The organism is Pseudomonas sp. NFACC04-2 (assembly GCF_900119265.1).
In the GTDB taxonomy this organism is placed as follows: domain Bacteria; phylum Pseudomonadota; class Gammaproteobacteria; order Pseudomonadales; family Pseudomonadaceae; genus Aquipseudomonas; species Aquipseudomonas fluorescens_AA.
The window spans coordinates 199,079-211,773 of record NZ_FPJC01000010.1 but is presented as its reverse complement, the minus strand read 5'-3'; the positions used below and the strand labels follow the sequence as shown (position 1 = coordinate 211,773).

The 12,695-nt window shown below is 59.8% G+C and carries 13 protein-coding genes and 1 pseudogene; 1 reads left to right on the top strand and 13 read right to left on the bottom strand.

Features of this window, described 5'->3' with window-relative positions; translation table 11 throughout:
* From BT125_RS15815 to BT125_RS15775, 9 genes and pseudogenes are all read right to left on the bottom strand, one after another.
* A pseudogene (locus BT125_RS15815) lies at positions 1-299 on the bottom strand (IS3 family transposase); the annotation flags it as partial.
* Between the two features lie 651 nt (positions 300-950).
* Entirely contained in the window at positions 951-1,958 is a 1,008-nt protein-coding gene (gene rpoS, locus BT125_RS15810) for an RNA polymerase sigma factor RpoS (RefSeq protein WP_047227588.1), read from the bottom strand.
* Between the two features lie 106 nt (positions 1,959-2,064).
* Positions 2,065-2,910: a peptidoglycan DD-metalloendopeptidase family protein gene (locus BT125_RS15805; protein WP_072408315.1), complete on the bottom strand. Its 846-nt coding sequence runs from the start codon at positions 2,908-2,910 to the stop codon at positions 2,065-2,067.
* A 211-nt stretch (positions 2,911-3,121) separates the two neighbouring features.
* A complete protein-coding gene (locus BT125_RS15800; RefSeq protein WP_161796107.1) occupies positions 3,122-3,757 on the bottom strand; it encodes a protein-L-isoaspartate(D-aspartate) O-methyltransferase in 636 nt (211 codons plus the stop codon).
* A 41-nt stretch (positions 3,758-3,798) separates the two neighbouring features.
* Positions 3,799-4,548, bottom strand: coding sequence for a 5'/3'-nucleotidase SurE (gene surE / locus BT125_RS15795; protein WP_072408313.1), 750 nt, complete (start codon positions 4,546-4,548; stop codon positions 3,799-3,801).
* Positions 4,536-5,594: a tRNA pseudouridine(13) synthase TruD gene (truD, locus tag BT125_RS15790; protein WP_072408312.1), complete on the bottom strand. Its 1,059-nt coding sequence runs from the start codon at positions 5,592-5,594 to the stop codon at positions 4,536-4,538. The genes surE and truD overlap by 13 nt, the downstream gene beginning before the upstream one ends.
* Positions 5,591-6,064 carry a 2-C-methyl-D-erythritol 2,4-cyclodiphosphate synthase gene (gene ispF, locus BT125_RS15785; protein WP_072408310.1) on the bottom strand — a complete coding sequence of 158 codons (474 nt, stop codon included), beginning with the start codon at positions 6,062-6,064 and terminating at the stop codon, positions 5,591-5,593. The genes truD and ispF overlap by 4 nt, the downstream gene beginning before the upstream one ends.
* Before the next feature lie 43 nt (positions 6,065-6,107).
* Positions 6,108-6,953 (bottom strand): S-formylglutathione hydrolase, encoded by an 846-nt coding sequence (fghA, locus tag BT125_RS15780; protein WP_072408308.1) that lies wholly within the window; start codon positions 6,951-6,953, stop codon positions 6,108-6,110.
* An 8-nt stretch (positions 6,954-6,961) separates the two neighbouring features.
* The gene (locus tag BT125_RS15775) at positions 6,962-8,074 is read right to left on the bottom strand and encodes an S-(hydroxymethyl)glutathione dehydrogenase/class III alcohol dehydrogenase (RefSeq protein ID WP_072408306.1); all 1,113 of its coding nucleotides are present in this window, start codon (positions 8,072-8,074) and stop codon (positions 6,962-6,964) included.
* 107 nt (positions 8,075-8,181) lie between these two features.
* Between BT125_RS15775 and BT125_RS15770 the strand changes: the two genes are divergently transcribed.
* A complete protein-coding gene (locus tag BT125_RS15770) occupies positions 8,182-9,078 on the top strand; it encodes a LysR substrate-binding domain-containing protein (protein ID WP_072408303.1) in 897 nt (298 codons plus the stop codon).
* Between the two features lie 169 nt (positions 9,079-9,247).
* On the opposite strand, the gene ispD is transcribed toward BT125_RS15770, so the two are convergent.
* From ispD to kdsA, 4 genes are all read right to left on the bottom strand, one after another.
* Positions 9,248-9,955 (bottom strand): 2-C-methyl-D-erythritol 4-phosphate cytidylyltransferase, encoded by a 708-nt coding sequence (ispD, locus tag BT125_RS15765; protein ID WP_072408301.1) that lies wholly within the window; start codon positions 9,953-9,955, stop codon positions 9,248-9,250.
* Entirely contained in the window at positions 9,952-10,230 is a 279-nt protein-coding gene (gene ftsB, locus BT125_RS15760; protein ID WP_003184873.1) for a cell division protein FtsB, read from the bottom strand. Before ftsB ends, ispD begins: the two co-directional genes overlap by 4 nt.
* Before the next feature lie 171 nt (positions 10,231-10,401).
* Positions 10,402-11,691: a phosphopyruvate hydratase gene (gene eno, locus BT125_RS15755; protein WP_072408299.1), complete on the bottom strand. Its 1,290-nt coding sequence runs from the start codon at positions 11,689-11,691 to the stop codon at positions 10,402-10,404.
* Positions 11,692-11,845: 154 nt separating this feature from the next.
* The gene (kdsA, locus tag BT125_RS15750; RefSeq protein ID WP_072408297.1) at positions 11,846-12,691 is read right to left on the bottom strand and encodes a 3-deoxy-8-phosphooctulonate synthase; all 846 of its coding nucleotides are present in this window, start codon (positions 12,689-12,691) and stop codon (positions 11,846-11,848) included.
* Positions 12,692-12,695: the final 4 nt, after the last annotated feature.

Genomic DNA, 12,695 nt, shown 5'->3' with positions numbered 1-12,695 from the left:
TGCGCTTTCTGATTGGACAGAGCTAACTGCTCTTCAAGCTCTTTGATGCGTTGCTCTGGCGTTAATGGTCGGTTTTTGTCGGGCATAGACCCCATCCTCGGCGAGCCAATGTATCTGCCTGGGCTCCAATCCTGCCGACCGTGCTTGCGTAACCATGTCAGAACGGTCGTTTTGCCTTGAATCCCGTAGCGCTCCTGAGCCTCTTTATAACTCAGCTCGCCTTTTTCGACCTGATCGACGACCGACAATTTAAAGGTCAGCGTGTAGTCGCGCTGACTACGCCTTTTTGCTGATTCCATTACGTCCTCCTGAAAAACAGATCAGAAGGTGTAAACCTTATTCAGGACGGGACACAGGCAAAAAAAAGGGGCGGTTTGACCCGCCCACATTTTTTCCCTAATCCCTTTAATCCTATTCATCGTCCTGATGAATCGCGTCCTGCGATGTCCTTCCTTCCCATCGTCCTTGACGGGTGTGTCTGTCCGTCGACACAGGACTGATATTAGTGTTTTACCCGCCGAGTGCAATTCCCCGGATACCGTCGACTGTCTCTGTCATGATACAGCCACAAATAAAACTACCTTATAAATCAGCAAGTTAAAAAGATACGACAACCTTTATAGTCGTCTATCCCGTGCACGGGAATCCGAACACTTACGCAACACTAGGCAAAAGCTTACACGCCGAATCTATAAATAGAGAAGGCTGAGGAACGCACTCTTGTGGCGAGGGGATTTAGCGAAACGTCGCACCGCCCCGTTGGACTGCGTAGCAGTCCCAAATTATTGAATTGAACACCGCGATTTCTGTTTCAGGGCCGCTTCGCGCCCCAACGGGGATAAATCCCCTCGCCACAAGAGTGCGGCGCATGGCGTAGTGCTCAATACATCTGCTCAGAAACGAAAAAGCCCCGAACCAGTCGGGGCTTTTCTTGCAGAGCTGCACTCGGGTTATTGAAACAGCGACTCACTCGACAGGCCATTCTTCTCCAGGATCTCCCGGAGACGCTTGAGGCCTTCCACCTGGATCTGCCGGACCCGTTCACGGGTCAAACCAATCTCCAGGCCTACATCTTCAAGGGTGCTGCTTTCATGCCCCCGCAAGCCGAAGCGGCGGATCACCACTTCCCGTTGCTTGTCGGTCAGCTCCGAAAGCCACTGGTCGATACTCTGGGACAAGTCATCGTCCTGGAGCAACTCGCATGGATCGGTAGGTCGATCATCGGTGAGGGTGTCGAGCAAGGTTTTATCCGAGTCCGGCCCCAGGGAAACGTCCACCGAGGACACCCGCTCGTTGAGCCCAAGCATGCGCTTGACCTCACCCACCGGTTTTTCCAGCAGGTTGGCGATTTCTTCGGGTGAAGGCTCATGGTCGAGTTTCTGGGTCAACTCGCGGGCGGCCCGCAGGTAGACATTCAGTTCCTTGACCACATGAATCGGCAACCGGATCGTCCGGGTCTGGTTCATGATCGCCCGTTCGATGGTCTGGCGGATCCACCAGGTGGCGTAGGTTGAGAAGCGGAAGCCGCGCTCGGGGTCGAACTTCTCCACGGCACGAATCAGGCCCAGGTTGCCCTCTTCGATCAGGTCCAGCAGCGAAAGCCCACGATTGACGTAGCGTCGGGCGATTTTCACCACCAGGCGCAGGTTGCTTTCAATCATGCGTTTTCGACCGGCCGGGTCGCCACTTTGCGACAGCCGCGCAAAATGAACTTCTTCCTCGGGGGAGAGCAGTGGCGAGAAACCGATTTCGTTGAGGTACAACTGAGTGGCGTCAAGCGCCCGGGTGTAATCGATGTACTTATGTTGTTTAAGTGAAGCGGAGTGTCTGGATTTGGCACGAACGGAAGGTGGAGTCGCCCCTTCATCATTCGACATCGAATCCATAGCGATGCCGGTCTCCATAAGGAGAACCTCATCGTCGATGTCAAACTCCGGCACTTCTTTACTGAGAGCCATTGTTATAGTCCTTTGGTGAGTTCGACCTCAAGCTCAAGCGACGCCTTTATCCTTGGCAACGCTGGAGCCTGTTCCCTCTACGTGACGGAACAGGCTGACAATCAAATCAACGACGTGGCAGGAATTGCAGCGGATCGACTGGTTTACCTTGTCGGCGAATCTCAAAGTGCAGCTTCACCCGGTCCGTTCCCGTTGATCCCATTTCGGCAATTGTCTGTCCGACCTTGACCTGCTGCCCCTCCCGAACCAACAGCCTGCGGTTGTGACCGTAGGCACTGACGTAGGTATCGCTGTGTTTGATGATCACGAGTTCGCCGTAGCCCCTCAAACCACTCCCGGCGTACACAACCGTGCCATCAGACGCGGCTAAAACAGGCTGTCCCAAATCCCCGGCGATATCAATTCCTTTATTCAAACTACCGTTTGAAGAGAATTTTCCAATGAGAACGCCATTAGAAGGCCATCCCCAGCCAGTCGGGGCGGGACCCGCGGGAGGCATCGGAACAGGGGTCGGTTTGCTCGCGACGGACGGTATTGCCGCTGTGCCAGCCCCCGCCGGCCGGCGAATGACGGTGGTTTTGCTCGACGAAGAAGCCGTCGAACCGGACTGTGTCACCACCGCGGTAGGCGTTGAACCGCTACGGCCATCAAAGCGAATCGTCTGACCGGGGTGAATCGTATAAGGCGCAGGAATGTTGTTGCGCGCCGCGAGGGCCTTGTAGTCCCAGCCGTAGCGAAAAGCGATGGAAAACAGCGTATCACCGCGACGGACTACATATTGGCCGGTCGTTACCGTAGGACGCTGAGGTGTTGCGCTGTTGCGATCGACAACCCGGACATTGCTCGACGGCGTACTGGAACAACCGACCAGCAAAGTGCTCAAGACAAGGCCAGTCACCAGGCGCTGAAAGCTCGTGATACCCATACGCTGCGCAATGACTGTGAGACTCACCCGCCGCTCCCTTTGTGGTGGCTGAAAAATTGGAGGCTGCCTGTCCAGGCAGCGTTTATACAAATATAGCTGGCAACGACTGCGCCTCTATTAATGAAGCGCAACGCGCCGCCGCACACGTTTGCTCGACGCCATTGGGCTCTGTTCAGCGAATCGGTGCCGCTGTAAGACACAGACGTGGCCACGGAATTCAGCGTCTGTTTATAAATGCTCAGGCCAACGGTCCATTGAGCAACGGCACGAACCGCACCGCTCCCAGGACATGTCGTGAAAAACCGTGTTCTTCGCGCACGATCAGCATCAGTTGCTGGACTTCACCGGCGCCCACGGGAATGACCAGCCGTCCACCAGGGGCGAGCTGATCCAGCAGCGCCTGGGGCACGTCGGTGGCCACGGCGGTCACGATGATGCCGTTGTATGGCGCCAAAGCCGGCCACCCTTCCCAGCCATCGCCCCAACGAAACACCACGTTGCGCAGGTTCAGCTCCACCAGGCGTTCCTTGGCGCGATCCTGCAGCACCTTGATCCGCTCGACGGAAAACACTCGCTCGACCAGTTGCGACAACACCGCCGTCTGGTAACCCGAACCGGTGCCGATCTCCAGCACCTTGTCCAGCGGCCCGGCCTCGAGCAGCAACTCGCTCATGCGGGCCACCATGTACGGCTGGGAAATGGTCTGGTTGTGGCCGATGGGCAATGCCGTGTCTTCATAGGCGCGATGGGCCAGGGCCTCATCGACGAACAGATGGCGCGGCGTGCGGCGAATCACCTCCAACACCTGGGCATTGGACAGGCCTTCTTCGTAAAGACGCTGGATCAGTCGTTCACGGGTGCGCTGGGAGGTCATGCCGATTCCACGGCGCAGCATATCGTCTTGCTCACGAGCCATCAGCGCAGCCCCTCCAGCCAGCCATCGAGGTTTCGAAAGGCGTCATTGAAGGTACGGTCCAACTGCAACGGCGTAATCGATACATAGCCTTGCATCACCGCATGGAAATCAGTACCCGGTCCGCCATCCTCGGCATCGCCGGCGGCGGCGATCCAGTAACCGGCCTTGCCGCGCGGGTCGACGACGTGCATCGGTTGGGCGGCGCGGGCACGATGGCCCAGGCGCGTGAGCTGGATGCCACGGATGTGATCGAGTGGCAGGTTGGGGATATTCACGTTCAGCACCGTGCGGGGTGGCAGGTCCAGCTCACCGTGGGCTTCGACCAGTTTACGGGCGAAATAGGCGGCGGTCGGCAAGTTATCGACCTGCCGTGAAACGAACGAAAAGGCAAACGACGGCTTTTCCAGGAAGCGCCCTTCCAGGGCAGCGGCGACCGTGCCGGAATACAGCACGTCATCTCCCAGGTTGGCGCCCAGGTTGATGCCCGACACCACCATGTCCGGTGCTCGTTCCAGCAACCCATTGATACCCAGGTGCACGCAATCGGTCGGGGTCCCGTTGAGGCTGATGAAACCGTTATCCAGATAGCAAGGGTGCAACGGACGGTCGAGCGTCAGCGAGCTGCTGGCGCCGCTTTTGTCCTGGTCCGGAGCGATGACCACGCACTCGGCAAAATCCGCCAGCGCAGCATAAAGCGCGGCAAGACCGGGTGCTGTCACCCCGTCGTCGTTAGAAATCAGAATACGCATGGGCTGTCCGTCTGCCCCACCGGCACCAGATCGACGAGTTCGCGCACCAAGACAGTGGCGAAACATCCGGCCGGCAGGACGAATTCCAGTTGCAGAATGTCAGGCTGGGGATAATGCCACGACAGCCCGCCAATGGGCAGTCGCAGGATGCGACGTTCGTGACTCATTCCCGCGTTTATCAACCAGTCCCGCAGATCGGCCTCGCCCTCGGCGATGGCCTGTTCCAACTCAAAGGTCGCGCCGGCGGCAGGCGATGGTCCCTCGCCCCACTGCGGCCCGGTCGGGTGCAGATCGAGGATCGCCAGGCGTGGATCGCTGCATTCAGCCTCACCGGCCGGGAAAAAACTACGGCTGTCGGTGAAGGCCAGCAAGTCGCCGACCTGCGCTTGTTGCCAGGTGCCATCAGCGACCCGCGCCGCCAGCACCCGGTTGAACAGGAAACTGCGGGCGGTGGACAACAGTCGCGAGCGCACGTTGCGCTGTTCCGGCAAGGCCTTGCGCGCGGCCCAGGCACGGGCATCGGCGACATTCCCGCCGTCATGGCCGAAGCGCTGGGCGCCGAAATAATTGGGGATGCCCTGGCGCCTGATCTGTTGCAGACGCGCCTCGATGGCGGCCACGTCCCCCTTGAACTGGGTCAGGCGCAGGGTGAAGCCATTGGCCGAGTGCGCGCCGCGTTGCAGCTTGCGTCGATGCCGGCCGGTCTTGAGGATCTTCAGCGTGTCGTTTTCTGCCGCTGACAAGTCCGGATCGGCCTTGCCCGGCAGTTGGACGCTGAACCACTGACGGGTCAGGGCCTGGCGGTCCTTGAGCCCGGCGTAGCTGACGGTGCGCAACGGCACGCCGGCGGCCTTGGCGATGCGCCGGGCGGCCTCTTCAGTGTTCAGGCCGCGCTTTTCCACCCAGATCCACAAATGTTCGCCATCGCCGGTCAACGGGATATCGAGCACTTCGTCGACCTGGAAATCTTCAGCGGTGGCCTTGAGGACCGCGCTGCCCAGCGATGGGCCGTAGGCACGCGGCCCCAACAGTTCCAGTTCGGTCATGGGCGCAGCAACAAGGCAACGGAATGGACAGCGATGCCTTCTTCACGGCCGACGAAGCCAAGCTTTTCGGTGGTGGTGGCCTTGACGTTCACTTGATCCAGCTCAACTTGAAGATCCTCGGCGATCAGGCGACGCATCGACTCGATGTGCGGCGCCATCTTGGGCGCCTGGGCGACAATGGTGTTGTCGACATTGCCGACTTTCCAGCCCTTGGCATGGATGAGCGCGACCACATGGCGCAGCAGCACGCGGCTGTCGGCGCCCTTGAATTGCGGGTCGGTGTCGGGGAAGTGCTTGCCAATGTCACCCAGCGCCGCGGCGCCGAGCAAGGCATCGCTCAAGGCATGCAGCAGGACATCACCGTCAGAATGCGCGAGCAGCCCGAAGCCGTGTGCGATCCGCACGCCGCCCAGAGTAATGAAGTCGCCTTCAGCGAAACGGTGAACATCGTAGCCGTGGCCAATACGCATAAAAAAACGCCCCGATTTTTGTCAGGGCGTGATTCTACCTGCATTAGGCGTTTAGAGCGCGCGCATGATGCTGCAAGTGGTCGTCAATGAAGCTGGCGATGAAGAAGTAGCTGTGGTCGTAGCCCGGTTGCAGGCGCAACTCCAACGGATGGCCGGCGGACTTGGCCGCCTGTTGCAAGGCTTCGGGCTTGAGCTGGTTGGCCAGGAAATCATCGCGATCGCCCTGGTCCACCAGCAGTGGCAGCTTCTCCTGCGCCTCGGCAATCAATGCACAGGCATCCCATTCCCGCCATTTCGAGCGGTCTTCGCCCAAGTAACGGGAGAACGCCTTCTGACCCCATGGGCAATCCATGGGATTGTTGATCGGCGAAAAAGCCGACACCGAACGGTAACGCCCCGGGTTGCGCAAGGCGCAGACCAGCGCACCGTGACCGCCCATGGAGTGGCCACTGATGCCGCGTTTGTCCGAAGCCGGGAAATGCGCTTCGACCAGCGCCGGCAATTCCTGCACCACGTAGTCATGCATCCGATAGTGCCGCGCCCACGGATCCTGCGTGGCGTTCAGATAAAAGCCCGCCCCCAGGCCGAAGTCCCAGGCATTGTCCGGATCACCCGGCACGTCGGCACCACGAGGGCTGGTGTCCGGCGCGACGATGATCAGGCCCAACTCGGCGGCCATGCGCTGGGCGCCGGCCTTTTGCATGAAGTTCTCGTCGGTGCAGGTCAGCCCGGACAACCAATACAGCACCGGCAACTTGCCGCCCTGCTCGGCTTGCGGTGGCAGGTACACGGCAAACACCATGTCACAACCCAGCACGTCGGAACGGTGCCGGTAGCGCTTGTGCCAGCCGCCAAAGCTTTTCTGGCAAGAAATGTTTTCCAGACTCATGACCGACCTCAGAAATGGATAACGGTGCGGATGCTCTTGCCTTCATGCATCAGGTCGAACGCCTTGTTGATATCTTCCAGGCCCATGGTGTGGGTAATGAAGGTATCCAGCGGGATCTCGCCCTTCTCGGCCATTTCCACGTAGCTTGGCAATTCGCTGCGCCCGCGCACGCCGCCAAAGGCCGAACCGCGCCAGACGCGCCCGGTCACCAACTGGAATGGACGGGTAGCGATTTCCTGGCCGGCCCCGGCCACGCCGATGATCACCGACTCGCCCCAGCCCTTGTGGCAGCATTCCAGCGCGGCGCGCATCAACTGCACATTGCCGATGCATTCGAAGGAGAAGTCCACGCCGCCATCGGTCATGTCGACGATGACTTCCTGGATCGGACGGTCGAAGTCTTTCGGGTTGACGCAATCGGTGGCGCCCAGTTGCTTGGCGATTTCGAACTTGGCCGGGTTGATGTCGATGGCGATGATCCGCGCGGCCTTGGCCTTCACGGCGCCGATCACGGCCGACAGGCCGATACCGCCCAGGCCGAAGATCGCCACGGTATCACCCGGCTTGACCTTGGCGGTGTTGAGCACCGCGCCGATGCCCGTGGTGACGCCACAACCCAGCAGGCAGACTTTTTCCAGCGACGCTTCTTTTGGGATCTTCGCGACGGAGATTTCCGGTAGCACGGTGTACTCGGAGAACGTCGACGTGCCCATGTAGTGGAAAATCGTCTCGCCCTTGTAGGAAAAACGCGAAGTGCCATCCGGCATCAGGCCTTTGCCCTGGGTGGCGCGAATCGCCTGGCAGAGGTTGGTCTTGCCCGACTTACAGAACTTGCACTGGCCGCACTCCGGCGTGTACAGCGGGATCACATGGTCGCCCACCGCCACCGAAGTCACACCTTCGCCGATGGCTTCGACAATGGCGCCGCCTTCATGACCCAGGATCGACGGGAAGATCCCTTCCGGGTCGGCGCCCGACAGGGTGTAGGCATCGGTGTGGCAGACACCGGAAGCCACCACGCGCAACAACACCTCGCCCGCCTTGGGCATGGCGACGTCGACTTCAACGATTTCCAGGGGTTTCTTGGCCTCGAAGGCAACGGCAGCGCGCGACTTGATCATTCGGGTACTCCAGCAAATAAATACAAGACCGGGAGTGTAATCCTCCGCCGGAAAATGAATAATCCAGCCAAAAGCAAAACATTATTGCTGCACAGGGATAATCTTTCATGTCCGATAACCGCTGGGAAGGCATCGACGAATTTGTGGCCGTGGCCGAATGCAACCAATTCACCGCCGCCGCCGAGCGTCTCGGGGTTTCCTCCTCCCATATCAGTCGACAAATCGTACGACTCGAAGAGCGTCTACAGACACGCTTGCTGTACCGCAGCACCCGCCGGGTGACCCTGACCGAAGCCGGACAAACTTTTTTGCAGCATTGCCAGCGTCTGCAGGATGGACGCGAAGAAGCACTGCGAGCCGTCGGCGACCTGACCAGCGAACCCAAGGGCATGCTCCGCATGACCTGTGCCGTGGCCTATGGCGAACGGTTTATCGTGCCCCTGGTGACACGGTTCATGGGGCTCTACCCGCAGTTGCGGGTCGACATCGAGCTGAGCAATCGCCCACTGGACCTGGTGCATGAGAGCCTGGACCTGGCGATTCGCCTGGGTCGCTTGCAGGACTCCCGTCTGGTCGCCATGCGTCTGGCACCCCGGCGCATGTACGTGTGCGCCTCACCCTCTTACCTGGAACGCTATGGCCGGCCCCACAGCGTGTCGGAACTGAGCCGCCACAATTGCCTGGTCGGCAGCTCCGACATCTGGCAACTGGAGCAGAACGGGCGGGAATTTTCCCAACGGGTGCAGGGAAACTGGCGCTGCAACAGTGGGCAAGCGGTGCTCGATGCGGCGCTGCAGGGCGTGGGGTTGTGTCAGTTGCCGGATTACTACGTGCTGGAGCATTTGCACAGTGGTGCGTTGATCTCCCTGTTGGAAGCCCATCAGCCGCCGAATACGGCGGTGTGGGCGTTGTATCCACAGCAGCGGCATCTGTCGCCGAAGGTGCGCAAGTTGGTGGAGTATTTGAAGGAGGGGTTGGCGCAGCGGCCGGAGTATCGGGGATGACAGTGAATTTTATGTTGCCTGAACGATTGCTATCGCGAGCAAGCTCGCTCCCACAGGGGTTTATCGTCGAACAATGGACAACTGTTCACAGCGGTCCATTGTGGGAGCGAGCTTGCTCGCGATGGCGCCGGCCCAGATGCTGAAGATCTAACGAGGGAACAGGTCCCGCTCAATGCCGATTCGCCCAACGCTGGCGCAACCACTCGAGGTCTTCCGGCCGGGTGACCTTGATGTTATCCGAACGCCCCTCGATCAACCGAGGCGCCTGCCCCGCCCATTCCATGGCGGACGCTTCGTCGGTAATCACCGCATCCGCCACCAGGCTGTCGGCCAGGGCTCGGTGCAAGGCACCGAGGCGGAACATCTGCGGCGTGTAGGCTTGCCAGATCACGCTGCGATCAACGGTTTCCAGCACGCGGCCATGCTTGTCGACGCGCTTGAGGGTGTCGCGTGCCGGAACGGCCAGCAGGCCGCCGACCGGGTCGTTCGCCAACTCGCTGAGCAGTGTGTCAAGGTCGGCCCGAGCCAGATTGGGGCGGGCAGCGTCGTGTACCAGCACCCAATCGTGATCGTCGGCACCCTGCCCGTGCAGATGCAGCAAGGCATTGAGCACTGAATCGGAACGTTGCTCGCCACCGTCGACACGCTGGATGCGTGTGTCGCTGGCGCAGGCCAGGGTCGGCCAGTAAGGATCATCGTGTGCAAGACTGACCACCACACCCTTGACGGTGGGATGGTCGAGGAAACAGCCGAGGCTGTGTTCGAGAATTGTGCGTCCGCCCAGTTGCAGGTATTGCTTGGGACGGTCGGCGGCCATCCGGGCGCCAACGCCCGCGGCAGGAATCACGGCCCAGAAGGCCGGCAAACGCATACTCATTGGGCCAACTGGTAGAGGGTTTCGCCCTCCTTGACCATGCCCAGTTCATGTCGAGCCCGCTCTTCAACGGTCTCCATGCCTTTTTTCAACTCTGTCACTTCGGCGTCCATCACCCGATTACGCTCCAGCAGCGCCTCGTTTTCGGCGTGTTGGTCGGCAATTTGCTGAGTCAGGTCGGCCACTTGCGCCAAGCTGCCATTGCCCACCCACAGGCGGTACTGCAGGCCGGCCAGCAACAGGAGCAAGACAAGAAACAACCAATTGGGACTGCGCATCGAATATCAGGTATCCAGTGAAAAAAGACCGCCATGCCAAACTTTGAAGCGTCTGATAGCACGAAGCCTGGAAGAACCAGGCTTGTGCTTGATAAGGCATCAGATTAGAGGGAAAAGCGCCGCCATGGCGACTTTTCCGACCTAAGCCGCTGTCTTTTTACCATTTACCGCTTAACCGCGAAACTCGGCGCGACCGTTGTACTTGGCCTTGCCATTCAATTGCTCTTCGATACGCAGCAATTGGTTGTACTTGGAAACACGGTCGGAACGGCACAGCGAACCGGTCTTGATCTGGCCTGCCGCAGTGCCCACGGCCAGGTCGGCAATGGTCGAGTCCTCGGTTTCACCGGAGCGGTGGGAGATCACGGCGGTATAGCCGGCGGCCTTGGCCATCTGGATGGCTTCCAGGGTTTCGGTCAGGGTGCCGATCTGGTTGAACTTGATCAGGATCGAGTTGGCGATCTTCTTGTCGATGCCTTCTTTCAGGATCTTGGTGTTGGTCACGAACAGGTCGTCACCCACCAGTTGGGTCTTCTCGCCGATCTTGTCGGTGAGGATTTTCCAGCCAGCCCAGTCGGACTCGTCCAGACCGTCTTCGATGGAGATGATCGGATAACGTTCGGTCAGGCCCTTGAGGTAGTCGGCGAAACCTTCGGCGGTGAACACCTGGCCTTCGCCGGACAGGTTGTACTTGCCGTCTTCGAAGAACTCACTGGCGGCGCAGTCCAGGGCCAGGGTCACGTCGGTACCCAGTTTGTAGCCAGCGTTGGCCACGGCTTCGGAGATCACTTTCAGCGCGTCTTCGTTGGACGCCAGGTTCGGTGCGAAACCGCCTTCGTCGCCAACGGCAGTGCTCAGGCCACGGGCCTTCAGCACGGCCTTGAGGTGATGGAAAATCTCGGTGCCCATGCGCAGGCCTTCGGAGAAGGTCTTGGCGCCAACTGGCTGCACCATGAATTCCTGAATGTCGACGTTGTTATCGGCATGCTCGCCGCCGTTGATGATGTTCATCATCGGCACCGGCATCGAGTAGACACCCGGGGTACCGTTGAGGTTGGCGATGTGCGCGTACAGTGGCAGGTCCTGGTCCTGGGCAGCGGCCTTGGCAGCTGCCAGGGATACGGCGAGGATAGCGTTGGCGCCCAGGGTGGCTTTGTTCTCGGTACCGTCGAGCTTGATCATCGCGTGATCGAGGGCTTTCTGGTCGGCAGGGTCCTTGCCCAGCAACAGTTCACGGATCGGGCCGTTGATGTTGGCGACGGCTTTGAGCACGCCCTTGCCCAGGTAACGGCTCTTGTCGCCATCACGCAGCTCCAGCGCTTCGCGCGAGCCAGTGGAAGCACCGGACGGCGCGCAGGCGCTGCCGATGATACCGTTGTCGAGAAGCACGTCCGCTTCAACAGTGGGGTTGCCACGGGAGTCGAGAACTTCACGACCTTTGATGTCGACGATTTTTGCCATTGTTGTAAACACTCCAAAGTTGACGAAAACGACGCAGCGAGAGGAAATCTTTTACCGTCGGCGGGTAGAGAGCAGCGGGCAGGCTTGCCGACGATAACGCCCGGCCCGCAGGCCAGAGCGTTTATCGAGCGGTACTTTACCGGAGAAAACCGCGTTACGCGGTTTCTATCGTCGGAAAACCCTTGACCAGCTCGTCCAATGCCTTGAGCTGAGACAGGAAAGGTTCCAGCTTGTTCAAGCGCAAGGCACAAGGGCCGTCGCACTTGGCGTTGTCCGGATCGGGATGGGCCTCCAGGAACAGGCCGGCCAGGGACTGGCTCATGCCCGCCTTGGCCAGGTCGGTGACCTGGGCGCGACGACCGCCAGCGGAGTCGGAGCGACCACCGGGCATCTGCAAGGCGTGGGTCACGTCGAAGAACACTGGGTACTCGAACTGCTTCATGATGCCGAAGCCGAGCATGTCCACCACCAGGTTGTTATAGCCGAAGCTCGAGCCACGCTCGCAGAGGATCAACTGGTCATTGCCGGCCTCTTCGCACTTGCTCAGGATGTGTTTCATTTCCTGGGGCGCGAGGAACTGGGCTTTCTTGATGTTGATCACCGCACCGGTCTTGGCCATCGCCACCACCAGGTCGGTCTGGCGCGACAGGAAAGCCGGCAACTGAATGATGTCGCAGACCTCGGCAACAACCGAGGCCTGGGCAGGCTCGTGCACGTCGGTGATGATCGGCACACCAAAGGCTTGCTTGATGTCCTGGAAGATCCGCATGCCTTCCTCCAGGCCCGGACCACGGTAGGACGTCACGGACGAACGGTTGGCCTTGTCGAAGCTGGCCTTGAACACGTAAGGAATACCCAGTTTCTGGGTCACCTTCACGTACTCCTCGCAGACCTGCATCGCCATGTCGCGGCTTTCCAGCACGTTCATGCCGCCGAACAGCACCATGGGCTTGTCGTTGGCAATTTCGATGTCGCCGACGCGGATGATCTTCTGGGCCATCGTC

Coding starts and splice junctions, on each gene's coding strand:
- rpoS (WP_047227588.1), bottom strand. CDS start 1,958: ATGGCTCTCAGTAAAGAAGTGCCGGAGTTTGACATCGACGATGAGGTT.
- BT125_RS15800 (WP_161796107.1), bottom strand. CDS start 3,757: ATGACCTCCCAGCGCACCCGTGAACGACTGATCCAGCGTCTTTACGAA.
- surE (WP_072408313.1), bottom strand. CDS start 4,548: ATGCGTATTCTGATTTCTAACGACGACGGGGTGACAGCACCCGGTCTT.
- truD (WP_072408312.1), bottom strand. CDS start 5,594: ATGACCGAACTGGAACTGTTGGGGCCGCGTGCCTACGGCCCATCGCTG.
- ispF (WP_072408310.1), bottom strand. CDS start 6,064: ATGCGTATTGGCCACGGCTACGATGTTCACCGTTTCGCTGAAGGCGAC.
- fghA (WP_072408308.1), bottom strand. CDS start 6,953: ATGAGTCTGGAAAACATTTCTTGCCAGAAAAGCTTTGGCGGCTGGCAC.
- BT125_RS15775 (WP_072408306.1), bottom strand. CDS start 8,074: ATGATCAAGTCGCGCGCTGCCGTTGCCTTCGAGGCCAAGAAACCCCTG.
- BT125_RS15770 (WP_072408303.1), top strand. CDS start 8,182: ATGTCCGATAACCGCTGGGAAGGCATCGACGAATTTGTGGCCGTGGCC.
- ispD (WP_072408301.1), bottom strand. CDS start 9,955: ATGAGTATGCGTTTGCCGGCCTTCTGGGCCGTGATTCCTGCCGCGGGC.
- ftsB (WP_003184873.1), bottom strand. CDS start 10,230: ATGCGCAGTCCCAATTGGTTGTTTCTTGTCTTGCTCCTGTTGCTGGCC.
- eno (WP_072408299.1), bottom strand. CDS start 11,691: ATGGCAAAAATCGTCGACATCAAAGGTCGTGAAGTTCTCGACTCCCGT.
- kdsA (WP_072408297.1), bottom strand. CDS start 12,691: ATGGCCCAGAAGATCATCCGCGTCGGCGACATCGAAATTGCCAACGAC.